The sequence below is a fragment of the Streptomyces sp. NPDC096132 genome (genome assembly GCF_044763345.1).
Lineage (GTDB): Bacteria > Actinomycetota > Actinomycetes > Streptomycetales > Streptomycetaceae > Streptomyces.
The window spans coordinates 30,253-53,927 of record NZ_JBIWGA010000033.1 but is presented as its reverse complement, the minus strand read 5'-3'; the positions used below and the strand labels follow the sequence as shown (position 1 = coordinate 53,927).

The 23,675-nt window shown below is 71.5% G+C and carries 25 protein-coding genes; 11 read left to right on the top strand and 14 right to left on the bottom strand.

The window, feature by feature from the left end:
• Positions 1–93 precede the first annotated feature (93 nt).
• Complete coding sequence (locus ACIRF9_RS44835; RefSeq protein WP_403835103.1) at positions 94–1,122, bottom strand: LLM class flavin-dependent oxidoreductase; 1,029 nt, start codon at positions 1,120–1,122, stop codon at positions 94–96.
• Between the two features lie 232 nt (positions 1,123–1,354).
• Here ACIRF9_RS44835 and ACIRF9_RS44830 point away from each other — a divergent pair, with 232 nt between their 5' ends.
• Positions 1,355–1,687, top strand: coding sequence for an ATP/GTP-binding protein (locus ACIRF9_RS44830; protein WP_403835101.1), 333 nt, complete (start codon positions 1,355–1,357; stop codon positions 1,685–1,687).
• A 180-nt stretch (positions 1,688–1,867) separates the two neighbouring features.
• Here the strand turns inward: ACIRF9_RS44830 and ACIRF9_RS44825 are convergent, their stop codons facing one another.
• The 7 genes from ACIRF9_RS44825 to mce form a co-directional block, all read right to left on the bottom strand.
• Positions 1,868–2,770 (bottom strand): ABC transporter permease, encoded by a 903-nt coding sequence (locus ACIRF9_RS44825; RefSeq protein WP_403835098.1) that lies wholly within the window; start codon positions 2,768–2,770, stop codon positions 1,868–1,870.
• Positions 2,767–4,167: an ABC transporter ATP-binding protein gene (locus ACIRF9_RS44820; RefSeq protein ID WP_403835096.1), complete on the bottom strand. Its 1,401-nt coding sequence runs from the start codon at positions 4,165–4,167 to the stop codon at positions 2,767–2,769. The genes ACIRF9_RS44825 and ACIRF9_RS44820 overlap by 4 nt, the downstream gene beginning before the upstream one ends.
• 111 nt (positions 4,168–4,278) lie before the next feature.
• A complete protein-coding gene (locus tag ACIRF9_RS44815) occupies positions 4,279–5,049 on the bottom strand; it encodes an ABC transporter permease (RefSeq protein WP_403835093.1) in 771 nt (256 codons plus the stop codon).
• 2 nt (positions 5,050–5,051) lie between these two features.
• On the bottom strand, positions 5,052–6,005 hold the full coding sequence (locus ACIRF9_RS44810) for an ABC transporter ATP-binding protein (protein ID WP_403835091.1): 954 nt from the start codon (positions 6,003–6,005) through the stop codon (positions 5,052–5,054).
• Between the two features lie 102 nt (positions 6,006–6,107).
• On the bottom strand, positions 6,108–7,046 hold the full coding sequence (locus ACIRF9_RS44805; RefSeq protein ID WP_403835088.1) for a cellulose-binding protein: 939 nt from the start codon (positions 7,044–7,046) through the stop codon (positions 6,108–6,110).
• Between the two features lie 183 nt (positions 7,047–7,229).
• The gene (scy, locus tag ACIRF9_RS44800; protein ID WP_403835086.1) at positions 7,230–11,111 is read right to left on the bottom strand and encodes a polarized growth protein Scy; all 3,882 of its coding nucleotides are present in this window, start codon (positions 11,109–11,111) and stop codon (positions 7,230–7,232) included.
• 233 nt (positions 11,112–11,344) lie between these two features.
• Positions 11,345–11,785, bottom strand: a complete 441-nt coding sequence (mce, locus tag ACIRF9_RS44795; protein WP_403835083.1) for a methylmalonyl-CoA epimerase — start codon at positions 11,783–11,785, stop codon at positions 11,345–11,347.
• Positions 11,786–11,936: 151 nt separating this feature from the next.
• Between mce and ACIRF9_RS44790 the strand changes: the two genes are divergently transcribed.
• Both ACIRF9_RS44790 and meaB read left to right on the top strand, forming a co-directional pair.
• The gene (locus ACIRF9_RS44790; protein WP_403835081.1) at positions 11,937–13,148 is read left to right on the top strand and encodes an acetyl-CoA C-acetyltransferase; all 1,212 of its coding nucleotides are present in this window, start codon (positions 11,937–11,939) and stop codon (positions 13,146–13,148) included.
• 32 nt (positions 13,149–13,180) lie between these two features.
• On the top strand, positions 13,181–14,137 hold the full coding sequence (gene meaB, locus ACIRF9_RS44785) for a methylmalonyl Co-A mutase-associated GTPase MeaB (RefSeq protein WP_403835079.1): 957 nt from the start codon (positions 13,181–13,183) through the stop codon (positions 14,135–14,137).
• Positions 14,138–14,198: 61 nt separating this feature from the next.
• On the opposite strand, the gene ACIRF9_RS44780 is transcribed toward meaB, so the two are convergent.
• Complete coding sequence (locus ACIRF9_RS44780) at positions 14,199–14,777, bottom strand: PepSY domain-containing protein (protein ID WP_403835077.1); 579 nt, start codon at positions 14,775–14,777, stop codon at positions 14,199–14,201.
• Between the two features lie 175 nt (positions 14,778–14,952).
• Here ACIRF9_RS44780 and ACIRF9_RS44775 point away from each other — a divergent pair, with 175 nt between their 5' ends.
• Together ACIRF9_RS44775 and ACIRF9_RS44770 are read left to right on the top strand one after the other, a co-directional pair.
• A complete protein-coding gene (locus ACIRF9_RS44775; RefSeq protein ID WP_403835074.1) occupies positions 14,953–15,621 on the top strand; it encodes a response regulator transcription factor in 669 nt (222 codons plus the stop codon).
• Entirely contained in the window at positions 15,618–16,988 is a 1,371-nt protein-coding gene (locus ACIRF9_RS44770) for a sensor histidine kinase (protein WP_403835072.1), read from the top strand. The genes ACIRF9_RS44775 and ACIRF9_RS44770 overlap by 4 nt, the downstream gene beginning before the upstream one ends.
• Positions 16,989–17,023: 35 nt before the next feature.
• On the opposite strand, the gene ACIRF9_RS44765 is transcribed toward ACIRF9_RS44770, so the two are convergent.
• The 4 genes from ACIRF9_RS44765 to ACIRF9_RS44750 all read right to left on the bottom strand — a co-directional run bounded on the left by ACIRF9_RS44765 (position 17,024) and on the right by ACIRF9_RS44750 (position 19,686).
• A complete protein-coding gene (locus ACIRF9_RS44765; protein WP_403835069.1) occupies positions 17,024–17,500 on the bottom strand; it encodes a MarR family winged helix-turn-helix transcriptional regulator in 477 nt (158 codons plus the stop codon).
• A 92-nt stretch (positions 17,501–17,592) separates the two neighbouring features.
• Positions 17,593–18,399, bottom strand: coding sequence for an AIM24 family protein (locus ACIRF9_RS44760; protein ID WP_403835188.1), 807 nt, complete (start codon positions 18,397–18,399; stop codon positions 17,593–17,595).
• Positions 18,400–18,401: 2 nt separating this feature from the next.
• On the bottom strand, positions 18,402–19,052 hold the full coding sequence (locus ACIRF9_RS44755) for an AIM24 family protein (RefSeq protein ID WP_403835066.1): 651 nt from the start codon (positions 19,050–19,052) through the stop codon (positions 18,402–18,404).
• Position 19,053: 1 nt separating this feature from the next.
• Positions 19,054–19,686 carry an AIM24 family protein gene (locus tag ACIRF9_RS44750; RefSeq protein WP_055635098.1) on the bottom strand — a complete coding sequence of 211 codons (633 nt, stop codon included), beginning with the start codon at positions 19,684–19,686 and terminating at the stop codon, positions 19,054–19,056.
• Between the two features lie 179 nt (positions 19,687–19,865).
• Between ACIRF9_RS44750 and ACIRF9_RS44745 the strand changes: the two genes are divergently transcribed.
• From ACIRF9_RS44745 to ACIRF9_RS44735, 3 genes are read left to right on the top strand one after another with little or no spacing between them, the layout of a single operon-like run.
• Entirely contained in the window at positions 19,866–20,210 is a 345-nt protein-coding gene (locus ACIRF9_RS44745; protein WP_403835064.1) for a DUF3817 domain-containing protein, read from the top strand.
• Positions 20,207–20,509: an MTH1187 family thiamine-binding protein gene (locus ACIRF9_RS44740; protein ID WP_403835062.1), complete on the top strand. Its 303-nt coding sequence runs from the start codon at positions 20,207–20,209 to the stop codon at positions 20,507–20,509. The genes ACIRF9_RS44745 and ACIRF9_RS44740 overlap by 4 nt, the downstream gene beginning before the upstream one ends.
• 4 nt (positions 20,510–20,513) lie before the next feature.
• Positions 20,514–20,681: a hypothetical protein gene (locus ACIRF9_RS44735; protein ID WP_403835060.1), complete on the top strand. Its 168-nt coding sequence runs from the start codon at positions 20,514–20,516 to the stop codon at positions 20,679–20,681.
• Here ACIRF9_RS44735 and ACIRF9_RS44730 read toward each other — a convergent pair.
• Positions 20,655–21,308 carry a TetR/AcrR family transcriptional regulator gene (locus ACIRF9_RS44730; protein ID WP_403835058.1) on the bottom strand — a complete coding sequence of 218 codons (654 nt, stop codon included), beginning with the start codon at positions 21,306–21,308 and terminating at the stop codon, positions 20,655–20,657. The two genes, ACIRF9_RS44735 and ACIRF9_RS44730, sit on opposite strands and share 27 nt — an antisense overlap.
• Before the next feature lie 313 nt (positions 21,309–21,621).
• Here ACIRF9_RS44730 and ACIRF9_RS44725 point away from each other — a divergent pair, with 313 nt between their 5' ends.
• The 3 genes from ACIRF9_RS44725 to ACIRF9_RS44715 all read left to right on the top strand — a co-directional run bounded on the left by ACIRF9_RS44725 (position 21,622) and on the right by ACIRF9_RS44715 (position 23,602).
• Positions 21,622–22,626 (top strand): matrixin family metalloprotease, encoded by a 1,005-nt coding sequence (locus ACIRF9_RS44725; protein ID WP_403835056.1) that lies wholly within the window; start codon positions 21,622–21,624, stop codon positions 22,624–22,626.
• 64 nt (positions 22,627–22,690) lie between these two features.
• Positions 22,691–23,200, top strand: a complete 510-nt coding sequence (locus tag ACIRF9_RS44720) for a MarR family winged helix-turn-helix transcriptional regulator (protein WP_403835053.1) — start codon at positions 22,691–22,693, stop codon at positions 23,198–23,200.
• A 63-nt stretch (positions 23,201–23,263) separates the two neighbouring features.
• Positions 23,264–23,602: a DUF3817 domain-containing protein gene (locus ACIRF9_RS44715; protein ID WP_403835050.1), complete on the top strand. Its 339-nt coding sequence runs from the start codon at positions 23,264–23,266 to the stop codon at positions 23,600–23,602.
• The last annotated feature ends 73 nt before the right edge of the window (positions 23,603–23,675 follow it).

Sequence of the window (23,675 nt, the reverse complement as noted above, 5' to 3'; positions counted from 1 at the left end):
TGTGAGCCTGTTGCTTGCCGCTCCTCACGTGGGAGGTGCCATCAGTACCGGAGCGGCAAGCTCCCGGCCCGGTGGGGCCGTTCGGCATGGGTGTCAGCGGAGGTGGGGGAGTACCTCCGCGCCCAGCCGCCGTACGTTCTCCTCGGTGGCCGCCAGATCGCCCGAGCCCTCGACCAGCAGGGCGAAGCGTGAGATGCCGGTCCGCTCGCTGGTCGCCGCCAGGCGGTCGACGCACAACCGCGGAGTGCCCACCGGGTGCAGCCCGCAGAGCAGTTCGGTGTACGCCACCGGGTCCCGCATCGAGCGGGCGCGGCCGTCCACCGTCACATGGGCGTCCAGCCCCTGTTTCAGCCAGCCCGGCATCGCCTTCACCAGGGTCTCCACCGCGTCCGTACGCCGGTCCGCGACCTGGCAGACGCCCGCCGAGACATGGGCCGCGGCCCGGATCTCGTCCCCGGAGCGCCCCGCAGCGCGCGCGTACTGCCGCCACAGGGCGACCATCTCGGCCTTCTCCTCGTCCCCGACGTGCATGCCGAGCAGCATCGGCAGCCCGCGCTCGGCGGCCAGCCGCACACTCGAGGGCGAGGTGCACGCGACGACGACCTCCGGGCCCGCGGCGTCCGTCAGTGCCTCCGACGGGCGTGGTACGACGGGGACTTCACGGAAGCGGAAGCGCTCCCCGTCGGCGCCCACGGAGGGTTCGCGCAGCCAGCGCACCAGCAGATCGAGTGATTCCGGGAACCCCTTCTCGTACGCCGCCAGGCCCGGGCCGAACACCTCCAGGTCGACCCACGGCCCGCCGCGGCCCACGCCCAGCGAGAACCGGCCGCCGCTCGTCAGATGCAGCAGCGCGGCCTGTTCGCCGAGGGCGACGGGGTGGGCGGTGGGCAGGACGCTCACCGCCGTACCGACCCGGATGCGCCGGGTGCGGCCCAGCAGTAAAGCGGCCAGGGTGACCGCCGACGGGCATGTGCCGTACGGCACGAAGTGGTGCTCGCCCAGCCAGACGGTGTCGAGACCCGCCTCCTCGGCGACCTCGGCCGACCGGACGGCCCGGTGCAGCGCCTCCCCGTGGCCCTGCCCGGGGAATTGGGCACCCAACACGAAACTACCAACGCGCATGGACTTTCCTGCTTCCTTGGCTCCGACACGGAGCTCCCCCACCCGGCATAACCGTCTGACACGTGCCGAGGACACGGCCTGGCGGAGAGATTTGCCGATTGTCTGCAGAATGGGGTGTCAGGGAGGGGGACTTGGGCCGATCGGTGAGGATCGTTCCCCTACGGGTACCCGCGTCGGCGCCGCGTAGGCTGGACAGGAATCCTGCTTCCTGTATAGCCCCGTGAGGTGTCCCGTGTCCCCGCGTCGCAACCGACCCAAGGGTGAGGGCTCGTCCGGCCGGAGTGCCGAGGACGACCGCTCGAGCCGTTACGGCGGCTGGCAGTCCTCGGTGAGCTGGCAGGGCGACGAGTGGAACGTGCGGCATGTGGCCGGCGCGAGCGCGCAGGGCAAGACGTACCGGTGCCCCGGCTGCGACCAGATGATCCCGGACGGCGTCCCGCACGTCGTCGCGTGGCCCGAGCACTCGGGAGTCGACGACCGCCGGCACTGGCACAAGGCCTGCTGGAACGCGCGGGACCGCCGCAACCCGGGGGCGCAGCGGTCCCGTAACGCTCCTCGCTTCTGAGCGGCCTTCGCGGGCCCAGGGGGTGTTGTGAAAGTCCCGCACAGCACCCGCGGCGCCCGGCACGCACCCTCGCTGCACCGGACGAAGGCCCAAGTAGCTCCGCTACGAGGGCCTTCGTCCGGCACGCCGAGGGCACGCACCGGACACCGCGGGCACCGCACTGGACTTTCAGAACACCCCCTAGACGTCCCGCTTCTCCAGGAGGGCGAACGCGGCGCCGAACACGGCGGCCGTGACGCCCAGCGCGATCCACAGCGGGTCCCAGCCGGACGGGCCGGTGTCGCTGAGCGAGGCCGAGTACCAGACGCCCAGCTGGCTGGGGATCGAGTACTCGAACAGGGCCTGGCGGAGCCCGTCCAGGGACTCCGAGAACATGAAGATCGCGATGACCAGCGGGGCCAGCAGCAGGCCGATCATGATGGTGATGGCGCCCGCCGAGTGCCGGATGACCGAGCCCACGGCGAGGGACAGCAGGCCCAGCAGCGCGATGTAGAGGGACACGCCGACGGTGGCCTTCAGCCACTCGCCGCCGGACGGCTCGCGCGCCACGGTGAACATCGCCGCGTCCACCATGGCGACGAAGCCCGTCGACACCAGCGTCACGACGAACGCGAGCGTGAAGAACACGATGCCCTTCGCCGCCAGGACCCGGCCGCGCGAGGGGCACGCGACCATCGTGGTGCGGATCATGCCGGTGCCGTACTCGGAGGCGGTGGTGAGCACGCCGAGCGTGATGATCGGCATGCTGCCCAGCAGCACTCCGAAGAAGCCGAACGACAGCGGGTTCTCACCCGAGAGGTCGCCCTCCGAGGCGTTCGCGTCGACGATCAGCGCGACCAGCAGTCCGATGCCGACGACGAGGAGTACGAACACCCCCAGCGTCCACATCGTCGACCGCACCGACCGGATCTTCGTCCACTCCGAGGCGATGGCGTGCCCGAGGTGCGTCCGCACGACCGGGATCGGCGAGGTGTAGCCGGGCAGCGCGCCGGGCCCTGCGGCATACGCGGGACCGGCCGCCCCTTGCCAGACGGGCGCGGCGGGCGCGGCGGCCTGCGGGGACGGGTGCTGCGGCGTACTCATCGGGCGTCCTCGGGCTGGTTCGTCGGGGCGGCGGAGGGAGCGGCGGGCGCCTTGGTGAGGGAGGCGGATGCGGGGGGCGGCTGGTCCTGAGGGGCGGGCGGCGCGGGGGCAGCGGGAGCTGCCGGGGCGGGCTCCGTCTGGCCTGCGGTCGCAGGGGGGCTCGCCGGTGCGGCGGGGGCGGTGGCCGGGCCCGCCAGGGCCGGTGCCGTCGGCGCGGGCGCCGTCAGGGACATGGTGGGCTGTGCGGGCGCGGCCACCGGTGCCGGGGGCCGGCCCGGGGGCTGGGCGTACGGGTTGGCGTCGTTCGGGGCCGGGGCCGGGGCGGCGTAACCGGCGTAGGCGCCCTGTGCGGGCTGCGGTGGGGCGTAGCCCTGGTGCGGTGGGGGCGGGGCGTACCAGCCGGGCTGGCCCTGGCCGGGGACCGGCACGGGGGGTGTGGTGCCGGGCGGCAGGGGCTGCTGGAGGCCGGCCTTCTGGTCGATGGTCGAGCGGTAGTCGACGGCGGCCTGGGTCATCCGCATGTACGCCTCCTCCAGCGAGGCCTGGTGCGGCGACAGCTCCCACAGGCGTACGTCGGTGTCGTGGGCGATGTCGCTGATCTGCGGCAGCACCAGGCCCGTCACCCGGAGCGCGCCGTCCTGCTCGGGGAGGACATGGCCGCCCGCCGCCGTCAGCGCCGCGGCGAGCTTCTCGCGCAGCTGCGGCTCGGTGTGCGGGGTGCGGACGCGCGCGAAACCGGCGGAATTGGCCGCGATGAAGTCCTGCACGCTCATGTCGGAGAGCAGCTGGCCGCGCCCGATGACGATCAGATGGTCCGCCGTCAGCGCCATCTCGCTCATCAGGTGGGAGGAGACGAAGACCGTGCGGCCCTCCGCCGCGAGGGACTTCATCAGGTTGCGCACCCAGAGGATGCCCTCGGGGTCGAGGCCGTTGACCGGCTCGTCGAACAGCAGCACCTGCGGGTCGCCGAGCAGCGCCGCCGCGATGCCGAGCCGCTGGCCCATGCCGAGCGAGAAGCCCTTGGACCGCTTCTTCGCCACGTCCTGGAGGCCGACCACGCCGAGCACCTCGTCCACCCGCCGGGCCGGGATGCCCGACAGCTGGGCCAGGCTCAGCAGATGGTTGCGGGCGTGCCGGCCGCCGTGCACGGCCTTGGCGTCGAGCAGGGCGCCGACCTGCCGGGCCGCGTTCGGCAGCCTGCGGTACGGGTAGCCGCCGATGGTGACCGTCCCGGCGGTGGGGTTGTCCAGGCCGAGGATCATCCTCATGGTCGTCGACTTGCCGGAGCCGTTCGGCCCGAGGAAGCCGGTGACGGCGCCCGGCCGTACCTGGAAGGAAAGGTTGTACACAGCGGTCTTGTCGCCGTAGCGCTTGGTCAGGCCGACTGCCTCGATCATGCTCCGCACCCATCGACAGGTCTCAGGACAACAGGGCACACGCCCCCGTAAGGGTTAGGAGCTTAGCGAGGCGCTGACGGTTCCGCTCAAATGAAAGTAAAGCCCCGAACTTCACGCGTCGCGTTTGCGGAGCAGCACATATCCGCCGGCGAGCGCCGCGACCACCCACGCCACCATGATCGCCAGTCCGCCCCAGGGCCCGTACGGAGTGCTGTCGTCGACCGGGACGACCACCTGCATGATCTTGCTGCCGGCCTGGTCGGGCAGATAACGGCCGACCTTCTCCGTGGCCGGCACATGGCCCAGGATGTTGGAGATCAGGAAGAAGAACGGCATCAGGATGCCCAGCGACAGCATCGGCGAGCGCAGCATCGCGGCCACGCCCATCGAGAACACCGCGATGAGGGTCATGTAGAGCCCGCCGCCGATCACCGCCCGCAGCACGCCCGGGTCCCCGAGCTGCGCGCGGTGCGTGCCGAGCATCGCCTGCCCCAGGAAGAAGGTGACGAAGCTCGTCACCAGCCCGACGGCCAGCGCCAGCCCGCTCGCCACCGCGATCTTGCTGGCGAGGAAGGCGCCGCGCCGGGGCACCGCGGACAGCGAGGTGCGGATCATGCCGGTGCTGTACTCGTTGGAGACCACCAGCACCCCGAACACGATCATCGCGAGCTGGCCGAGACTCATCCCGGCGAAACTGATGTAGGTCGGATCGAAGGACAGCCGGTCCGCGGCGTTCAGGTTGTCGAACTCGTGCTTCGACAGCGCCGAGATCAGCATGCCGAGGGCGACGGTGACGACCACCGCGAGGGAGAGCGTCCATACGGTGGACGCCACCGACCGGATCTTGGTCCACTCGGACCGCACGACCTGGATCGCCGCCATGGTCAGCCCCTCCTCGTCCAGTCGTCGCCCCACTGCCGGCCGGGCGATTCGTCGCTGTGCGCGTGGTACTCCACCGACTCGGCGGTGAGCTGCATGAACGCTTCTTCCAGGGAGGCCTGCTGGGGGCTCAGCTCGTGCAGCACCACGCCGTGCCGCGCGGCCAGCTCCCCGATCCGCTCGGCCTTGCCCCCGTCCACCTCCAGCACCCCGCTGCCGCTCTCGACTACCGTCACCCCGGCGTCGTGCAGCACGTCGAGCAGCCGCTCGCGCTGCGGGGTGCGGATGCGCACGTACGCCCTGGAATTGCGGGCGATGAAATCGGCCATGGAGGTGTCGGCGAGCAGCCTGCCCTGCCCGATGACGACGAGGTGGTCGGCGGTCAGCGCCATCTCGCTCATCAGGTGGGACGACACGAACACCGTCCGCCCCTGCGCGGCCAGCGACTTCATCAGGTTGCGGATCCAGTGGATGCCCTCGGGGTCGAGGCCGTTCACCGGCTCGTCGAACATCAGGATCCGGGGATCGCCGAGGAGCGCGCCCGCGATGCCGAGCCGCTGTCCCATGCCCAGCGAGAACCCTTTGGCCTTCTTGCGCGCCACGGCCGTCAGCCCGACGGTGTCCAGCACCTCGTGCACCCGGCTCTTCGGGATGCCGTTGCTCTGCGCCAGGCACAGCAGATGGTTGAAGGCGCTGCGCCCGCCGTGCACGGCCTTGGCGTCCAGCAGGGCGCCGATGTACGTGAGGGGATCCTTCAGCCGGTCGTAGTGCCGGCCGTCGATCCGGACGTCCCCGGACGTCGGCCGGTCCAGGCCCAGCAGCATCCGCATCGTCGTGGACTTGCCGGCGCCGTTGGGACCGAGGAAGCCCGTGACGATGCCCGGTCTGACGGTGAAGGTGAGGTTGTTGACCGCGACCTTCTCGCCGTACCGCTTCGTCAGACCTTGGAGCTCGATCATGTCGGCCACGCTAAGACCGGCGCGCGGCGCCTGCCACCCGAGCGTCGCGCACACGAAAGGGGCGGCGGGCCCGGGCCCGCCGCCCCTCACACGCACCGATGACTACCGGGACTGCTGCGCCGGAACCCCACGGGAGATCGGCTCGTCGTCCGTGGACGGCGTGCCGGCCGCGGCCACCGCGGCGCCGGTCAGCGTGGCGAGCATCTCGCGGACGTTCGTCAGCTGGGCGTTGATGCTGTCGCGGCGGTTGGTGAGGGCCGCCAGCTCGCGCTCGGATTCCGAACGGATCCGGTCCGCCTTGGCGTTCGCGTCGGCCACGATGTCCTCGGCCTGGCGCTGCGCCGTCTCGACGGTCTGGCGGGCGCGGCGCTCGGCGTCCGTGCGCAGCTTCTCCGCCTCGAGACGCAGCTGCTCCGCGCGGTGCTCGATCTCCGCGAGACGCTTCTCCGCCTTCTGCTGACGGGACGCCAGGTCGCGCTCGGACTGCTCGCGGCGCTTGGCCAGGTTGGTCTCGAAGTCGGCGGCGGCCTGCGCGGCCTTGGCGCGGGTCTCCTCGAAGAGGGCGTCGGCCTCCTCACGCTTCGACTGCGCGTCCTTCTGCGCCTCCTGGCGCAGCTGCGACGCGTCGCTCTTGGCCTTCTCGACGATCCGGACGCCCTCGTCCTCGGCCTTGGCCTTGCGGTCCGCAGCGAACGATTCTGCGTCGTTGCGCACCTGCTGGGCCGCCGACTCGGCGAGTTCACGGTGCTGCTCGGACGCGCGACGGGCCTCCTCGCGCAGATCCTTGGCCTCCTCCTCGGCGAGGCGGAGGATCTTCTCGACACGCGCGCCGAGACCGGCGTACGACGGCTCCGCGTCGCTTACCTGAGCCTGGGCGTTCTGCGTCTCGAGGTGGAGCTCCTCGATGCGCTTTTCCAGAGCTGTGATGCGGGTGAGAGCGCTGTCACGGTCGGAGACGAGCTTGGAGATCCGTTCGTCCACCTGAGCGCGGTCGTACCCACGCCGCACAAGCTCGAAGCCGTAGGGGGAAGTGTCGCTCATGGGGTTCCTGTCGAATGAGACCGGTGAGGTGATAGGTGGAATCCTAGGGGCCAGAGCGCTGTGTCATCGAGCGTATGCGTGTTTGATCTGAGGAATGACACCCCTTTTGGGTGGCTGCACGGCGCACCCCTTGCCAAAAACTCAGGCAAAGAGGCCAGACTTTAACGCAATCCACACATTCCGCTAGCCGTCCGTGGCTTTCCCACCCGATCGAGGGCCGCCGATGCTGGCGCTCGCCTTGACCCCGCCGTCCTTGTTCCCGGACGGGATCTCGAAGGACTCCAGTGCCTCCAGGACGTCCTGGACCCGGGAGATCTCGGCGTTGATGTCCTCGCGCCGGCGCACCAGGACCTCCAGTTCGCGCTTGCCCTCCTCGACCGTGCGGCGCGCCTCGCGGATCGCCTCGGCCTTGAGCTCCTCGGCCTCCCGAATGAGCGCCGACTTCTTCTGCTCGGCCTCCTTCAGCAGGCCCTCCGCCTTCTTCACGGCGGCGATACGGACCTTGCCGGCCTCGGAGTTCGCCTCCGACACCAGCTCCTTCGCCTTGGCCTGAGCCTTGGCCAGCTGCTCCTCGGCGGCCTTGATGAGCGCGTCGCAGCGGTCGCCGGTCGACTTCATCGTCTCGGCGGCCTCGCGGCGGGCCCGCTCGTGCAGCGACTCGATCTCGGCCGTGATGCGGTCGCGCAGCTCCTCGGCCCGCTCCCTGATCGCGGTGGCGTCCCGGCGGGCGCCGACGAGCAGCTCGTCCGCGTCCGTACGGGCCTTCTCCACCCGGGCGTTTCCCTCGCGGGTCGCCTCGGACACCACCCGGTCGGCCTCGCTGCGGGCCGCGCCGACCATCGCGTCGGCCTGCGACTCGGCGTCCGCGGTGGTCTGCAGGGCCTGCTCCTGCGCCTCCGTGAGGAGCTTGTCGACCTCGGCCGTGGTCTCCGTGATGAGCGTGTCGACCTGCTCGGCGGCCTCGGAGCGTCGTTTGTTGGCGTCCTTGCGGGCCGAGTCCAGCGTCTCGTCGGCCTCGTCGCGGGCCACGCTCAGCATGCGGTCGGCCTCCGCCGCCGCCTGCGCCCTGACCCGCTCCGACTCGACACGGATCCGCTCGGCGGCCTGCTGCGCGGAACCCACCGTCTCGGCGGCCTCGGCGCGCAGCCGCTCCGCGTCCCCGCTCGCGTCCTGGATCAGCTTCTCCGCCTTGGCGACGGACTCGGCGCGGACCCGTTCGGCCTCGGCGACGGTGTCGTTCGTCAGCCGGTCCGCCTCGGCGATGGTCTCCGTCTGCAGGCGTTCGGCCTCGTTGCGCGCCTCGGTGATGAGCGTGTCGGCCTGCGTGGCCGCGTCCGAACGGATGCGGTTGGCGTCCTCGCGGGCGTCTGCGCGGGTGCGGGCCGCGGCCTGGTCGGCCTCGGCGAGCGCGTCCGAGGCCTCCGTGCGCACCCGCTGGGCGTACGCGGACGACTCCGCGCGCAGCCGCTCGGCCTCCGCGATCGCCTCGGCGACGGTCCGCTCGGCCAGCTCCTGGGCGGCCTCGGCCGCGTCGTTCGCCTCGCGGCGGATCCGGCTCGCGTCCTCGCTGGCCCGCTCCCGCTCGGCGTAGGCGTCGGCGCGGACCCGGTCCGCCTCCTCCTCGGCCTCCCGCCGGGTACGGTCCGCCGCGTGCTCGGCGGCCGAGCGCAGCCCGGTGATCTCCTCCTGGGCCTGCTCGTGCAGCCCGGACACCGAGTCCCGTACCTGCTGGGCGTGCTGCTCGGCCGCGCCGACCATCTCGCCGGCGCGCCGGTCGGCCTCCTCGACCAGCCGGAACGCCTCGGCCTCGGCGTCCTCCACGCGCTTGCGCGCCGACGCCAGCAGTTCCTCGGACTGCTCGCGGGCCCGCTCGCGCTCCTGGTCGGCCTCCTGGCGGGCGGAACCGAGGAGCTCCTCGGCCTCGCGGCGCCGGCGGACGGCCTCCTCCTGGGCGGCGTCCAGCGTCTCGGTCGCCTCGTCGGCCAGCCGCTCGGCGGCGGCCGTCGCCTCCGCCCGCACCCGGTCGGCGGTGTCCTGGGCCTCCGACTTCAGCCGCTCGGCCTCGGCGGCGGCCTCCGACCGCAGCCGTACGGCGACGGCCTCGCCCTCGGCCCGCGAGGCGGACGCGTCGGCGGCGGCCTCGGTGCGCAGCCGGTCCGCCTCGTCGGCGGCCTGCTGCTGGAGCGTACGGATCCGCTCGGCGGCCTCGGCGCGCAGCCGGTCGGTCTCCTCGGCGGCCTCGCGGCGGATCCGCGCGGCCTCTTCCCGGGCCTCCGTCAGCGCCTGCTCGGCGGACGCCAGGCGGGCCTCCGCCTCGGTGTGCAGCCGGGTCAGCTCCTCGGCGGCCTCCGCCTGCCGGGCCTCGACCGCACGCTCGGTCTCCTCGCGCAGCTCGCTCGCGGCCCGCTCGGCGTTGGAGGTGATGGTCTCGGCGAGCTCCACCGCCTCGTCGCGCTGGCGCTCGGCCTCGGCGCGGGTGCGCTCCAGGGTGTCCTCGGCCTGCCGGCGCAGGGTGGTGGCGCGCTCGATGGCCTCGGTGCGGACCTTCTCGCTGTCCGTCGTCGCCTTCTGGCGCAGCTCGTCCGCGTCGGCCTTCGCCTTGGACAGCAGCTCCTCGGCGGACCGGGCGCCCTCCTCGATCTGCTGGACGGCCTCCTTGCGGGCCTCCGCGCGGATCTTCTCGCCCTCGGCGACCGCGTCGGCGCGCAGCTGCTCGGCCTCGCCGCGCAGCCGGCGGGCCTCCTCCTGCAGCTCGACCGTCTTGGCGCGGTACTCCTTGGTGTCGTCCTTCGCGGAGCCCTTGAGCTGCTCGGCGATGTCGTGCGCCTCGGCGCGCAGCCGGTCCGCCTCGGTCTCCGCCTCGCGGCGGATCCGCTCGGCCTCCTCGGAGGCGGCCTTGGTGGTCCTCTGCGCGTCCTCCTGCGCCTTGTTCAGGACGTCCTCGGCGGTCTTGGCCGCCTTCGACAGCTGGGTCGCGCTCTCCTCGGCGGTGATCGTGCGGGCCTTCTCGGAGGCCTCCGCGACGATCTTCTCGGCCTCGGCGCGGGCGTCGGCGACGACCTGCTCGGCGTCCGCCTTGGTGGTCTCCGCCTCCTGGCTGGCCTCGCTGACCAGCCGGGCGACCTGCTCCTTCGCCGTGCGGGTGCGCTGCTCGTTGGCCGACTCGGCACTCGCGAGCGCCTTCTCGGCGGCGGCCTTGGCCTCGGCGACGACCTTGTCGGCCTCGGACTGCGCCTTGCGCAGCGCCTCCTCGGCCTCGGCCATCCGCTGCTCGGCGGCGCGGCTGAGCTCACCGGCCTGGCGGCGGGCCGAGTCCGACTCGTTCACCGTGGAGTTGCGCAGCGCCTCGGCGTGGTCGGTGGCCTCCTGGGCCTGGGTGGAGGCGGCGTTCAGCATCCGCTCGGCGTCGGTGCGGGCGCGCAGCAGCAGCTGCTCGGCCTCCGCGCGGGTCTGCTCGGCGTCGGCCTGGAGCCGCTGGCGGGCCTCCGCGGCCACCCGTTCGGCCTCGGCGCGCGCGGCGGCCATGGCCTGCTCGGCCTCGGCGCGCGACTCGTCCAGCAGACGCCGGGCCTGGGCCTCGGTCCGGGCGCGCAGCTGCTCCGCCCAGGCCACGTTCTCGTTGACGTGCGACTCGACGTTCTGCCGGCGCTCGGCCAGCTCCTGGTCGAGCTGCTGACGGCGGGCGACCGCCTCCTGGTGCAGCTCCGCCTGGAGCCGGGCCGCCTGCTCGGCGTGCTCCTGGAGGATGCGCTGGGTCTGCGCCCGGACCTGGCTGAGCTCGCGCTCGGCGTCCTGCCGCAGCTGGTCGGCCTGCATCTGCGCGTTGCGCAGCAACTGTTCGGCCTGGTACCCGAGGTCGCCGCCGTCGAAGGACGGCCGGGACATGAGTGTGCGGCGCGCCTCGTGCAACTTGGCGCGCAGCACCTCGACCTGGTAGCCGAGGTCCTCGGCATGCTGGATCGCCTTTTCCCGCTCGGTCTTCAGCCGCTTCATCTCGGCTTCGAACCGTGTCAGGTGGTCGACGTCAGCCGCCGGCTCCCGCTCCTGGCTCTCGTAGCCCCGCACTGCGCGGTCCCATCCGTCCCTGGTCGCAAGCTTCCCGAACGAGCTCCGTCCATCCGCCGAACGGGGCCCCCGGGGAATGGTGTCAGATCAACGACGGAGCATGGGCTGCTGCCCCGACGCTCGTCCCCCGAAACCCGGACCCCGGCAATGTCCCGCCGTCCAAGGCAGCAGGACCGGCCGCCCTGGTTGGAGCGACGACCGCCCCCAACCCTACCGGCCCATATGTACGAGGGTCAGTGCTCAGGTGACTCAACAGGCGCCGAAGTGACCAGTTCTGTCAGTACTCCGTGGCAATCCTTTGGGTGCAGGAAGGTGATTCGTGACCCCATGGAGCCGCGTCGCGGCTCTTCGTACAGAACGCGTACGCCCTTGGAGCGGATGTCCTCGGCGTCGCCGTCCACATCCGCCGTACCGAAAGCGATGTGGTGGACGCCCTCGCCGTTCTTGTCGAGCCACTTGGCGACGGTCGAGTCCGGCCGCGTCGGCTCCAGGAGCTGCAGGTACGAGGCGCCGCCGTCGGACGTATCGTTGATCTTGAGCATGGCCTCGCGGACACCCTGCTCCTCGTTGACCTCGGAGTGGAACACCTCGAAGCCGTAGGTGGCCCGGTAGAACTCCACGGTCGCGTCGAGGTCGTGGCAGGCGATCCCGATGTGGTCGATTCGCGTCAGCATGGTGTTAGTGGAGCGCGGCTGTCATGGTTACGCAACGTGCGCGCGATCACACTGACGGCCCGATGACGGCACGGAGTGCCACTCAGTACATTCGAAGTAAACCCTCGTTCACTCCTCGGCCAGTGCAGGCCGGTAAGGGGAATCGCAGCTCATGACTGGATCGACTGGAACGAACAGCACGACCTCGGTGATCGTCGCGGGCGCGCGTACGCCCATGGGACGGCTGCTGGGCTCGCTGAAGTCCTTCTCCGGGGCCGACCTCGGCGGCTTCGCGATCAAGGCCGCCCTGGACCGTGCGGGCATCGGCGGCGACCAGGTGCAGTACGTGATCATGGGCCAGGTGCTCCAGGCCGGCGCGGGCCAGATCCCCGCCCGCCAGGCCGCCGTCAAGGCCGGCATCCCGATGAACGTCCCGGCGCTCACCATCAACAAGGTGTGTCTGTCGGGCCTCGACGCGATCGCGCTGGCCGACCAGCTGATCCGTGCGGGTGAGTTCGACATCGTGGTCGCGGGCGGCCAGGAGTCCATGACCAACGCCCCGCACCTGCTGCCGAAGTCCCGCGAGGGCTACAAGTACGGCGCGATCGAGATGCTCGACGCGATGGCCTACGACGGTCTCACCGACGCCTTCGAGAACATCGCCATGGGCGAGTCCACGGAGAAGCACAACACGCGCCTCGGCATCGCCCGCCCCGAGCAGGACGAGATCGCCGCCCTGTCCCACCAGCGGGCCGCGGCCGCGCAGAAGAACGGGATCTTCGAGGCGGAGATCACCCCGGTCGAGATCCCGCAGCGCAAGGGCGAGCCGGTCGTCTTCAGCAAGGACGAGGGCATCCGCGGCGACACCACCGTGGAGTCCCTCGGCAAGCTGCGTCCGGCCTTCACCAGGGACGGCACGATCACCGCGGGCACCTCCTCGCAGATCTCCGACGGCGCCGCCGCGGTCGTCGTCATGAGCAAGGCCAAGGCCGAGGAGCTGGGCCTGGAGTGGATCGCCGAGATCGGCGCCCACGGCAACGTGGCCGGGCCGGACAACTCGCTCCAGTCGCAGCCCTCCAACGCCATCGCGCACGCCCTGAAGAAGGAGGGCCTGGGCGTCGAGGACCTCGACCTCGTCGAGATCAACGAGGCCTTCGCCGCCGTCGCGGTCCAGTCAATGAAGGACCTCGGGGTGTCGACGGAAAAGGTGAACGTCAACGGTGGCGCGATCGCCCTCGGCCACCCGATCGGCATGTCCGGCGCCCGGCTCGTCCTGCACCTGGCGCTGGAGCTCAAGCGGCGCGGCGGCGGCGTCGGCGCGGCCGCGCTGTGCGGCGGCGGCGGCCAGGGTGACGCGCTGATCGTGCGGGTACCCAAGGCCTGACCGCTGTACGCCCCTTCGCGAACGGAGCTGTGATGCAGGACGTCTCCTCGCTGGTCGCCCAGGCCAGGGAAGGCCGGCCACGGGCCGTGGCCCGGCTGATCTCCCTGGTGGAGGGGGCGTCCCCGCAGCTCCGGGAGGTCATGGCGGCCCTGGCTCCGCTCGCCGGCAACGCCTACGTCGTCGGCCTCACCGGCTCCCCGGGCGTCGGCAAGTCGACCTCCACGTCCGCGCTGGTGACGGCGTACCGCAAGCAGGACAAGCGGGTCGGCGTGCTCGCCGTCGACCCGTCGTCGCCGTTCTCCGGCGGCGCCCTCCTCGGCGACCGCGTGCGGATGTCCGAGCACGCCTCCGACCCCGGCGTCTACATCCGCTCCATGGCCACCCGCGGCCATCTGGGCGGCCTCGCGTGGGCCGCTCCGCAGGCGATCCGCGTGCTGGACGCGGCGGGCTGCGACGTGATCCTCGTCGAGACCGTCGGTGTCGGCCAGTCGGAGGTGGAGATCGCCTCGCAGGCGGACACCAGCGTCGTACTGCTCGCCCCCGGCATGGGTGACGGCATCCAGGCAGCCAAGGCCGGGATCCTGGAGATCGGCGACGTGTACGTGGTCAACAAGGCCGACCGGGACGGCGCCGACGCCACCGCCCGCGAACTGAACCACATGCTGGGCCTCGGCGAGTCCCGCAAGCCCGGCGACTGGCGTCCGCCGATCGTCAAGACGGTCGCGGCCCGCGCCGAGGGCGTCGACGAGGTCCTGGAGGCGCTGGAGAAGCACCGCGCGTGGATGGAGGAGCGGGGCGTCCTCGTCGAGCGCCGCCGCTCCCGCGCCGCCCACGAGGTCGAGACGATCGCCGTCACCGCCCTGCGCGAACGCATCGGCGACCTGCACGGCGACCGCCGCCTCAGCGCCCTGGCCGAGCGGATCGTCGCCGGCGAACTGGACGCCTACCGCGCGGCGGACGAGCTGGTGGCGGGGCTCACGGAGGGGTGAACCCCGCCAAAAGGGGCACGAGCGGACTCTTGCCCCTCGCCTGACGGTCCGTCCGTCCGGGTCAGTCGTCGACGTCCTGGGTGACCTTGCCGGTGCGGGCGTCGACCGTCCACTCGCCGTCCTGCGCGGTGTCCACGCTCCAGATCGTGGCGCGGCCCGCGTCGTCCAGGTCGACGTCGGTCACCGTGTCCTTGGCGGCGACGGCTCGCACGGCCTCCAGGACGTCGACGTCCGTGCCCTCGAGGCCCTCGGCGGCGTCGTCCCCGTCGTCGTCGGTGTCGCGGTGGGCGCCGAGGGCCCTGCCGGTGTCGGGGGAGACGGTGACCGTGTACGCGGTGCCGTCGCCCTTGACGACGTCCACGTGCCAACGGCCCGCGTCGGCGCCGTCGTCCTCCCGGTCGGCGCCGACGGCGGTGCCCGGCGTGTGCCGCAGCGCGGCCGCGATCGCCTCGGCGACGCCGGTCTTCGCGGGAGTGACCCGCACGTCGGTGTCGGTGTCGGTCGTCGTCACGGTCCGTGCGTCGGCGACCCGCGTCTCCGTCGCGCCGGTCCGCGTGCCGCCCTCCGCGAAGGCGACCGCGGTGCCTGCGCCGATCACGACGGACGTGGCGACGGCGGCGATGACGAGCTTGCGCTTCATGGGGGTTTCCTCCGGTTCGGGTCGTTCGCTTTCGACGGGACCCACGCTGCCGAACCGCGGCTGAAGGCCGGCTGAAGCCGCCTGAAGATCACTTCAGGTTCCGTTTGGCACCCTGAACCGCATGCGCCCGCCCGTCACCCACCACCGCCCTACTCGAGGCGCTTCGCGCCGCCGCTTGAGATTCTTGATCGTCGAGGACGAAAAACGCCTGGCCGTGTCCCTGGCCAGGGGCCTGACCGCCGAGGGCTACGCCGTGGACGTCGTCCACGACGGCCTGGAGGGGCTGCACCGGGCGGGAGAAGCGCCGTACGACCTGCTGATCCTCGACATCATGCTGCCCGGCATGAACGGCTACCGCGTCTGCTCCACCCTGCGTGCCGCCGGCAACGACGTGCCGATCCTCATGCTCACCGCCAAGGACGGCGAGTACGACGAGGCGGAGGGCCTGGACACGGGGGCCGACGACTACCTCACCAAGCCGTTCTCGTACGTCGTCCTGGTCGCCCGGATCAAGGCGCTGCTGCGGCGGCGCGGGCAGGGCGCCGGGGCCTCGCCGGTGCTTGCCGTGGGGGAGCTGCGGGTCGACACGGCCGCCCGCCGGGTCCGTCTCGCCGAGGACGAGGTGGCGCTCACCGCCAAGGAGTTCGCCGTCCTCGAGCAACTGGCCGTGCGGGCGGGGGAGGTGGTGTCGAAGGCCGAGATCCTCGACCACGTCTGGGACTTCGCCTACGACGGCGACCCCAACATCGTCGAGGTGTACGTCAGTGCCCTGCGCCGCAAGCTGGGCGCCGGCCTCATCCGGACGGTCCGCGGCGCCGGGTACCGGCTGGAGCGGGTGCGATGAGACGCCGGTTCGGTTCTGTCCGGGCCCGGGCGACACTCGGTGCCACCCTCGTCGTCGCCGTGGCGCTCCTCGCTGCGGGCACGGCCGTCCTGCTGTCCCTGCGCTCCAGTCTGACCGGGCAGGCCGGCACCCAGGCGGAGCGCTCCGCGCGGGCCGTCGCCGCCCAGCTCGCCGTCGGGACGCCGTACGAGGACCTCTCCTCCCTGGACGACGACGAACGGCCGGTGCGGATCGTCGACGCCCAGGGCCGTCAGGTCGCGGCGAGCGAGGACCTGGAGCGCATCGGCTGCGCCGGGACGGACGAGGACGCGGAGGAGGATCTCGGTCCCGGTGAGATCGACGACGAGACCCGCTTCGGCGACGGCTCCGCGACCGTCGACGGCGAGACCGCCGACTACCGGTTCGCCGCCGTCGAGGTGCGGGACCCGGAGAAGGGCCCGCTCACCGTCTGCGCCGGCGCCCCCCTGGAGGCCGAGCAGAGCGCCGTACGCACCGCCCTCACCGCCCTGCTGATCGGCTTTCCGCTGCTGCTCGCGGTCGTCGCGGGCGTGACCTGGCTGGTCACCCGGCGGGCGCTGCGGCCGGTCGAGGGAATCCGGCGGGAGATGGCCGCGATCACCGCCTCCGCCGATCTCGCCCGCCGGGTGCCCGAGCCGGACACCCACGACGAGGTCGCCCGGCTCGCCCGGACCACGAACGAGACGCTGGCCGCCCTGGAGACCTCGGTGGAACGCCAGCGCCGGTTCGTCGCCGACGCCTCCCACGAACTGCGCAGCCCCCTCGCCTCCCTGCGCACCCAGCTGGAGGTGGGCGCGGCGCATCCCGAGCTGCTGGACGTGGCGGGCGCGGTGGAGGACACCGTACGGCTGCAGCGGCTGGCCGCCGATCTGCTGCTGCTCGCGCGGCTGGACGCGGGGGAGGGGCCGGTGGCGGACGCCCGGGTCGACCTGGCGGCGCTGGCTCGGGAGGAGGCGGCCGGGCGGGCGGGCGTGAGCGTGGCCGCGGAGGCCGCGGAGGTGGCCGGATCGCGGGGGCAGTTGGGCCGGGTGCTGGCCAACCTGCTCGACAACGCCCAGCGGCACGCCCGCTCGGCCGTCACGGTGACCGTGCGGCGGGAGTCGGCCCGGGAGGGGCCGTGGGCGGTCGTCGCGGTCGCCGACGACGGGGACGGGGTGCCCGCGGCGGACCGGGAGCGGGTCTTCGAGCGGTTCGTACGGCTCGACGCGGCCCGCAGCCGGGACGAGGGCGGGGCGGGGCTGGGCCTGGCGATCGCCCGGGACGTGGCCCTCCGGCACGGCGGCACCCTCACGGTCCGGGAGACGGCGGAAGGCGGAGCCCTGTTCGAGCTCCGCCTTCCGGTCCCGTAGCCGCTGCCCCGGGGGGCGTGCTGGTACGGGTGTGCCTACGGGCGTCCCCGCTGGCCGCGCAGGTGCTCCGCGATCGGCTTCAGGGACTTGTCGAGGTCCGCGAGGGCCTCGGGGGAGAGGAGGTCGATGAAGTGCCGGCGCACGGACGCCACATGATGCGGCGCGACCTTCATCATCGTCTCCATGCCGTGCTCGGTCAGGACCGCGTAGAGGCCGCGACGGTCGGACTCGCAGTTCTCACGGCGGACCAGGTTCGCGTTCTCCATGCGGGTGATCTGGTGCGAGAGACGGCTCTTGGACTGGAGGGTGGCGGACGCGAGATCGCTCATCCGCATCCGGACGTCCTCCGACTCGGAGAGGTTCACCAGGATCTCGTAGTCGTTCATGGTCAGGCCGAACGGCTGCAGATCCTTCTCGAGCTGGTACGTCAACAGCCTGTTGACCTCCAGGTGGGTGCGCCAGGCGCACTGCTCCGCATCGGTCAGCCAGCGCGTGGCCGTTTCGGTCTCCATATGTGAAGTCTACCTAAAATGTTGAAAGGCGAACTAGTGAGGGTGGTGTGACGGTGCGCACGCGTTCGATGTCACACTCCGCAGACTACCGCTCACAGCCCGAAGCGACGCTGGAGGTCCCCCAGCTGTCCGGGAAGGCGTGGTACCCCACTCTGCCCACCGTGCCCGCCCGGAACACCGGGAATCCCGCCCGAGCCGGGTACCCCCGGCTCCTGCGGAACCACCCCGGTGGCCTGCTCGGCCATGAGGGTCTCGCTCGACTGCAACAGCACCGTGCCGGCCCCGACGAACTCGAACTGGTGCTCCTCGCCGGAGACCCCGCCGAGGCCCGTCAGTGCACGTAGACCGCCCATCACGCCCGTCATGTACCCGTGGTCGTAGTGATGGCACGGGGACGGGCAGTCGGCCCAGCCGACAAGTGCCTGCGGGTCCACCCGGATGGGAGGTTCCATGAACACCACCGGACCGTTAGATGCCGCGACGAACTTTCCGGTTCCGATCAGCGTGAGAAATCCCGGGACGATCGACTGCTTGAGCGACAGGCTTGGCTGAAAAGCGAGCAGATTGCCCGAGCGAATGGTCAGATTGCCGTCGTCCAGGTCGTACGAGTTCACGTCGAAGGCCCGGTCGGCGAGGAGCATCTTGCCCGAGCCCTCCGCCACGACCCAGTCGCTCGCGTGCAGAGGCGAATGGAACGACGTACGGACGAGACGGTCCAGCCGGCCGTGCCCGATGCCGTTGAACTCGATCGAGCCGTAGTAGGCGATCATCTTCCCCTTCTGCAGGAACCACTGGCTCCCCTTGAGCTCCACGCAGAAGGTGTAGTTGTTGACGTTGTCGTCGACCGGCAGGGTCATGGGGTCGTAGACCGTCGGGCCGGCGCCCGGAGCCCCGTACATGCTCACAGCTTCTCCTCCGACGCCTGGACGAACACCGCACCGCTGCCGCTGAGCTCCAGCTGGAACGCCTCGCCGGAGCCGCGCCCCACCATGTCCCGCCAGCCGAGCGCGGTCGACAGCTTGTTGCGCACGTCGCCGTGGTGGGCGACGTAGGCCTGCGGGTCGACGTGGACCGGGCGCTGGGGGGTGATGGGGATCTCGAAGACACCGCCGTGGGCCATCACGGCGACGGCGCCGTGCCCCTTCAGGGTGGTGGTGAACAGGCCCTGGCCGCTGATCTGGCCCCGGACCATGCCCATGACCCCGCCCTGGGAGCCGAGGAACATCGTGCCCTGCTGGAGGGTGCCCTCGAAGGCGAGGAGGCGGTCCGCCTCGACGTACAGGGTGTCGCCGGTGAGCCGGATGACCTGGACGTGGTGGCCGCCGTGCCCGAACAGGACCGTGCCGCTGCCCTCGACCGTCATCAGGGGCGTGTCCTCGTTGGCCAGCCGGCGGCCGATCATGGACATCACGCCGCCCTGGCCGCCCTGCATGTTGGGTGTGAACGAGACGTCGCCGCGGTAGGCGAGCATGGCGCCGCGCTGGCTGAAGAGCCGTTGCCCGGGGACGACGGTCCCCTCGACCATCTTGGAGTTGATCTCACGGAAGGCCATGTCAGACGTCCCCCGCGATCGTGTTGCGCTCGCTCGGCTGGACGTACACCAGGCCGTCCCCCTCGAAGCGGATCTGGAAGGCCTCGCCGCCGCCCTCACCCAGGAGCGTGCGGAACGTCACACCGGACTGGAAGGACTGGCGGACGTTGCCCTGGTGCGCGATGTACGCGCCCGGGTCGACGGTCAGCGGGTACTGCGGGCTGACCCGCAGCACGACGGCCGGCCCGTCCGAGGTGATCGCCGCCTGGCCGTGGCCCTCGACGGTCGTCGTGAACAGCCCGTTGCCCTGGGAGGCCCCGCGCAGGCCGGTGAAGCTGGTCCCCGTCCTGAGCCCCGCGTCCGTCGCGAGCAGATTGCTCGACTCCACGAACAGCTTGTCCCCCTGAAGACTCACCAGGTTGATCTCCGACGCGCGGTCGGCGAACCAGCAGGTCCCCTGTCCCCTCACCTCCATCACGGTCATCTGCTCTCCGGTGAGCCGCCGGGTCACCATCCCCCGGATGCCCTCACCCCCGCCACTGAGCTTCTTGAAGGCCATCTGCCCGTCGTACGCGACCATCGAGCCGTTCTTCGCCTTCACGGCGTCCCCGGTCATGTCGACGGCGAGCACCTTGCTGCCTTGCAGTCGGAACATCGCCACGCTGCGAAAGGTAGCGGCCGGACGGGTGCGCGGAACAGCACCCGGGGGTGGAGAACGACCCTGAGCGCACCCTTAGGTGGACCGTTTGCCACAATGGACGAACGCTTGTGCGTACGTTCACAAGCCGCCCGGACCAACCCCCAGAACATCGCCGTCTCACCCGAAGGTGACCCGTGGACCTGAAGACAGCCTCCGCCCTCCGCCGCCTCCGCCTGGTCTCCGCCCCCGAGGCCATCTCCTTCCTGCTGCTGCTCGTCTGCTCGGTGCTGAAGCGGACCACGGACTTCAACGCGGTCCCCGTGATGGGCATGGTCCACGGCGTGCTGTTCATCCTGTACCTGCTCTTCTGGGCCGACGCCTGGAACCGCACGAAGTGGTCCCTGAAGACCGCGTCCCTCTACTTCGTCCTCTCCGTCCTCCCGACCGGCGGCTTCTTCGCCGAGCGCAGGCTGCGCCGTGAGGCCGAGGACGCGGTGATCGCCTCCCGCGCCCGCAAGGAAGGGGTCGTGAACGCATGATCGTCGCCTTCTCCGTCACCCCGCTCGGCGTCGGCGAGGACGTCGGGGAGTACGTCGCCGACGCCGTCCGCGTGGTCCGCGAGTCCGGCCTGCCGAACCGCACCGACGCGATGTTCACCTCGATCGAGGGCGAGTGGGACGAGGTCATGGACGTCGTCCGACGCGCCGTCGCCGCCGTCGAGGAACGCGCCCCCCGCGTCTCCCTCGTCCTCAAGGCGGACATCCGCCCCGGCGTGACCGACGCCCTGACCACGAAGGTCGAGACGGTGGAACGACACCTGGCGGAGCGGGGGGAGTAGCCGGGTGCGGGCGCCAAGCCGCCCCAGGCGGCAGATGGTCGCGGCGAAGGAGTCGATGGCCGCCTCGGGCGAGGTGTACGAGCCCGGGCTGACCGTGCTGGAGTGGTCCGGGGCGGACGGCGTCGGGACGGCCGGGCAAGGGGAGTCAGCGGCGGGCCGAGGCTCGGCGTAGGTACTGGCGGACCGCTCGCTGGGCGACCGGGCCTAGTTCCTCGAGGGCGGCGACCAGGAGACCCAGTTGTTCCAGGGCGTCCAGTGCGGCCGTGGCGCCGGTCGCGTCGACGCCTTCGTACAGTTCGATGCCGACGAAGGACGCCGCGACGGCCCGGGCGAGGCCCGGTGGGTCGGTGAACTCGCCGAAGGGGGTGCCCGCGAGGACGCGGTCGAGGACCTTCTCGATCTCCACGATCCACAGGTCGAGACCCGCCGCGGTGGCCGGGCCGAGCGCCTCGTGGGTCTGGGCGCCTGCCAGGAGCTGGCCCAGGAGCGCGACGTGGCCGCCGGCGCGTTCCTGGTCGTGGATCTCGCGGCCCAGGGCGAGGAGTTCGGTCAGGGAGGCGACGGTCGCGAAGCGGGGGCGGTAGCGCGAAACGGTGCGCTCCGCGCCGTACCGGCAGGCCGCCGCGAGCAGTTCGTCCACCGAGCCGAAGTGATAGAAGACCAGCGCCTGGTTGACGCCGGCGGCCGCCGCGACCGTACGCGCCGACGTCTTGGCGATGCCCTGCTCGGTGAGCGTGCGCAGGGCGCCTTCCAGCAGCTTGGTCCTGGTGTCCTGCGCCGTCTTCGGGTCGGGGGTCACGCGCGCGCCTCCTCACGGGCGAAGGGGTCCACCGTACGGACCCCCCATCCGCGCGCGGAACGTGGTCGATCCGGGTGAAACGCAAGTTCTACCGGTGGCGCTCGGACGGGTCCTGTGTCCGTGTCCGGACGTCGTCGAGGGCGGCGCGGATCCGGGTCTCCGTGTAGACCTTCATATGAATCCCCCAGGTGGGGGGCTGTTTGAGCGATCGCTCAAATGCCCCGGAGGGGGCGATACACCTGTTTGAGCAGTCGCTCAATGAGGCGACCGGGGGAAGGGTTTCGACGCGGCGGGCGCTGGCTAATCTCTCCCGGTGTCGATCAAGTCCTGTGTGATGAACCGTTGTTCGGCTGCCGTGCTGCTGGTGGCCTCGCTGGCCCTGCTCGGGGCGGGGGGCGCCGCACACGTGCGTGCGGAGCGCTCCGGCCACGCGTGCGTGCTCGCGCCGGGTGAGCTGACCGTCGACGACCTGCCCGCCGGGTCCTCCGTGACCCGCTGCCGCGCCGTGGGCCGCCTGGTCACCCATGGCGGCGCGGGCCTCACGGTCCCCGAACCCGGCACGAAGGTCAGCGTCGACTCCCTGACGTCGGACGGCTCCACCCATGGCTTCACCCTTCAGGTCGCCGCCGACGGCACGGTGTCCTACTCCTACGACGGCGACACGCACACGGCGACGGGGGACGACTCCCGCCCCGTCGGCAACCGCGCCGACGCCCCCGCCCCTTGCGTCGACACCGCCTACTCCGTCGCCGACCGCAAGGAGTACGGCACGTACGAGTGGTTCATCGGCGACGGCCCCCAGCCGGGCGACCTGCCCCGCCGCGAGGTCCGCCGGGCCTTCGAGGAGGGCATCGCCGCCATCATCCACGGCACCAACGACTGCGGGCTCCCCGACACCATCAGGGCGAGGGCGCGGTTCCTCGCCGCCACCGGCCACGAGGCCGGCATCGACCACCGGGCCCGCTGCACCGCGCGGGACGGTCTGAGCGTCTGGGACGCGGGCGATCTCAGCAGCGACAGCGTCGCCACCACCTGCTCATGGAGCCGCCCGGTCTCCCGCGGCCCGGACCGGCTGATCGAGGCCGACGTCCGCTTCAACATCGAGGACTACCGGTTCACCGACAGCCCCTCCGGCGGCTGCGACGACGCCTACGACATCCGCAGCGTCGCCACCCACGAGGCCGGCCACGTCTTCGGCCTGGGCCACGCCGGCCCCGGCCACGAGAACCTCACGATGTACCCGAGTTCGTTCGCCTGCTCCACCACCGCCCGTACGCTCGGCAAGGGTGACGTGCTGGGCCTGCGCAGCCTCTATTGACTCCGCTGACCGAAAGTCGAGACAGGGCTGACCAGGATATGACCGACGGGTAGGGTCTGGTGCCGTGCCGAAGCCGCTCAGTCTCCCCTTCGATCCGATCGCCCGCGCCGACGAACTCTGGAAGCAGCGGTGGGGCAGCGTGCCGTCGATGGCCGCGATCACCTCGATCATGCGGGCACACCAGATCCTGCTCGCCGAGGTCGACGCGGTGGTCAAGCCGTACGGGCTGACGTTCGCCCGCTACGAGGCACTGGTGCTGCTCACCTTCTCCAAGGAGGGCGAGCTCACCATGTCGAAGATCGGCGAGCGGCTCCAGGTGCACCCCACGTCGGTGACGAACACGGTCGACCGGCTGGTGAAGTCGGGGCTGGTCGCCAAGCGGCCCAACCCGAACGACGGCCGCGGCACCCTCGCCTCCATCACCGACAAGGGCCGCGAGGTCGTCGAGGCGGCCACCCGCGACCTGATGGCGATGGACTTCGGGCTCGGGGTGTACGACGCGGAGGAGTGCGCGGAGATCTTCGCGATGCTGCGGCCGCTGCGGGTGGCGGCCCACGACTTCGAAGAGGAGTGACACGCTCCGCCGAGGGGTGACCCGGGGCAAGATCTCCCGGAACGGGTCGTTACGCTCGACGGCATGAAGAAGAGCGTGCTGACCCGCTACCGCGTCATGGCCTACGTCACCGGTGTGCTGCTGGTCCTGCTGACCCTGGGCGTGATCGCCAAGTACGTGCTCGAACTGGACGGCGCCGACAGCTTCACGCGCGCCGTGGGCATCGCGCACGGCTGGCTGTACGTCGTCTACCTCGTCTTCGCCTTCGACCTGGGCTCCAAGGCGAAGTGGCCGGTCGCCAAGCAGCTGTGGGTGCTGCTGGCCGGGACCATTCCGACGGCCGCCTTCTTCGTCGAGCGCAGGATCACCCACGAGCTCGAGGCGCGGGTCGCCGACGGCGCGCCGGGCGTCGTCAAGGCGTAGAGGCGTAGAGGCGCAGCCCCGAGGGCACGGTCAGGACCGCCGTACGCGCGCGTACGGCGGTTTGCGTCCGGCG

Bases quoted from the DNA above. Each gene is read 5' to 3' on its own strand.
- ACIRF9_RS44805 (WP_403835088.1), bottom strand. From the start codon at position 7,046: ATGAGCGACACTTCCCCCTACGGCTTCGAGCTTGTGCGGCGTGGGTAC.
- ACIRF9_RS44755 (WP_403835066.1), bottom strand. From the start codon at position 19,052: ATGGCCTTCCGTGAGATCAACTCCAAGATGGTCGAGGGGACCGTCGTC.
- ACIRF9_RS44760 (WP_403835188.1), bottom strand. From the start codon at position 18,399: ATGTACGGGGCTCCGGGCGCCGGCCCGACGGTCTACGACCCCATGACC.
- ACIRF9_RS44790 (WP_403835081.1), top strand. From the start codon at position 11,937: ATGACTGGATCGACTGGAACGAACAGCACGACCTCGGTGATCGTCGCG.
- ACIRF9_RS44750 (WP_055635098.1), bottom strand. From the start codon at position 19,686: ATGTTCCGACTGCAAGGCAGCAAGGTGCTCGCCGTCGACATGACCGGG.
- ACIRF9_RS44715 (WP_403835050.1), top strand. From the start codon at position 23,264: ATGAAGAAGAGCGTGCTGACCCGCTACCGCGTCATGGCCTACGTCACC.
- ACIRF9_RS44810 (WP_403835091.1), bottom strand. From the start codon at position 6,005: ATGATCGAGCTCCAAGGTCTGACGAAGCGGTACGGCGAGAAGGTCGCG.
- ACIRF9_RS44765 (WP_403835069.1), bottom strand. From the start codon at position 17,500: ATGGAGACCGAAACGGCCACGCGCTGGCTGACCGATGCGGAGCAGTGC.
- ACIRF9_RS44835 (WP_403835103.1), bottom strand. From the start codon at position 1,122: ATGCGCGTTGGTAGTTTCGTGTTGGGTGCCCAATTCCCCGGGCAGGGC.
- ACIRF9_RS44820 (WP_403835096.1), bottom strand. From the start codon at position 4,167: ATGATCGAGGCAGTCGGCCTGACCAAGCGCTACGGCGACAAGACCGCT.
- ACIRF9_RS44825 (WP_403835098.1), bottom strand. From the start codon at position 2,770: ATGAGTACGCCGCAGCACCCGTCCCCGCAGGCCGCCGCGCCCGCCGCG.
- ACIRF9_RS44780 (WP_403835077.1), bottom strand. From the start codon at position 14,777: ATGAAGCGCAAGCTCGTCATCGCCGCCGTCGCCACGTCCGTCGTGATC.
- meaB (WP_403835079.1), top strand. From the start codon at position 13,181: ATGCAGGACGTCTCCTCGCTGGTCGCCCAGGCCAGGGAAGGCCGGCCA.
- ACIRF9_RS44740 (WP_403835062.1), top strand. From the start codon at position 20,207: ATGATCGTCGCCTTCTCCGTCACCCCGCTCGGCGTCGGCGAGGACGTC.
- ACIRF9_RS44770 (WP_403835072.1), top strand. From the start codon at position 15,618: ATGAGACGCCGGTTCGGTTCTGTCCGGGCCCGGGCGACACTCGGTGCC.
- mce (WP_403835083.1), bottom strand. From the start codon at position 11,785: ATGCTGACGCGAATCGACCACATCGGGATCGCCTGCCACGACCTCGAC.
- ACIRF9_RS44815 (WP_403835093.1), bottom strand. From the start codon at position 5,049: ATGGCGGCGATCCAGGTCGTGCGGTCCGAGTGGACCAAGATCCGGTCG.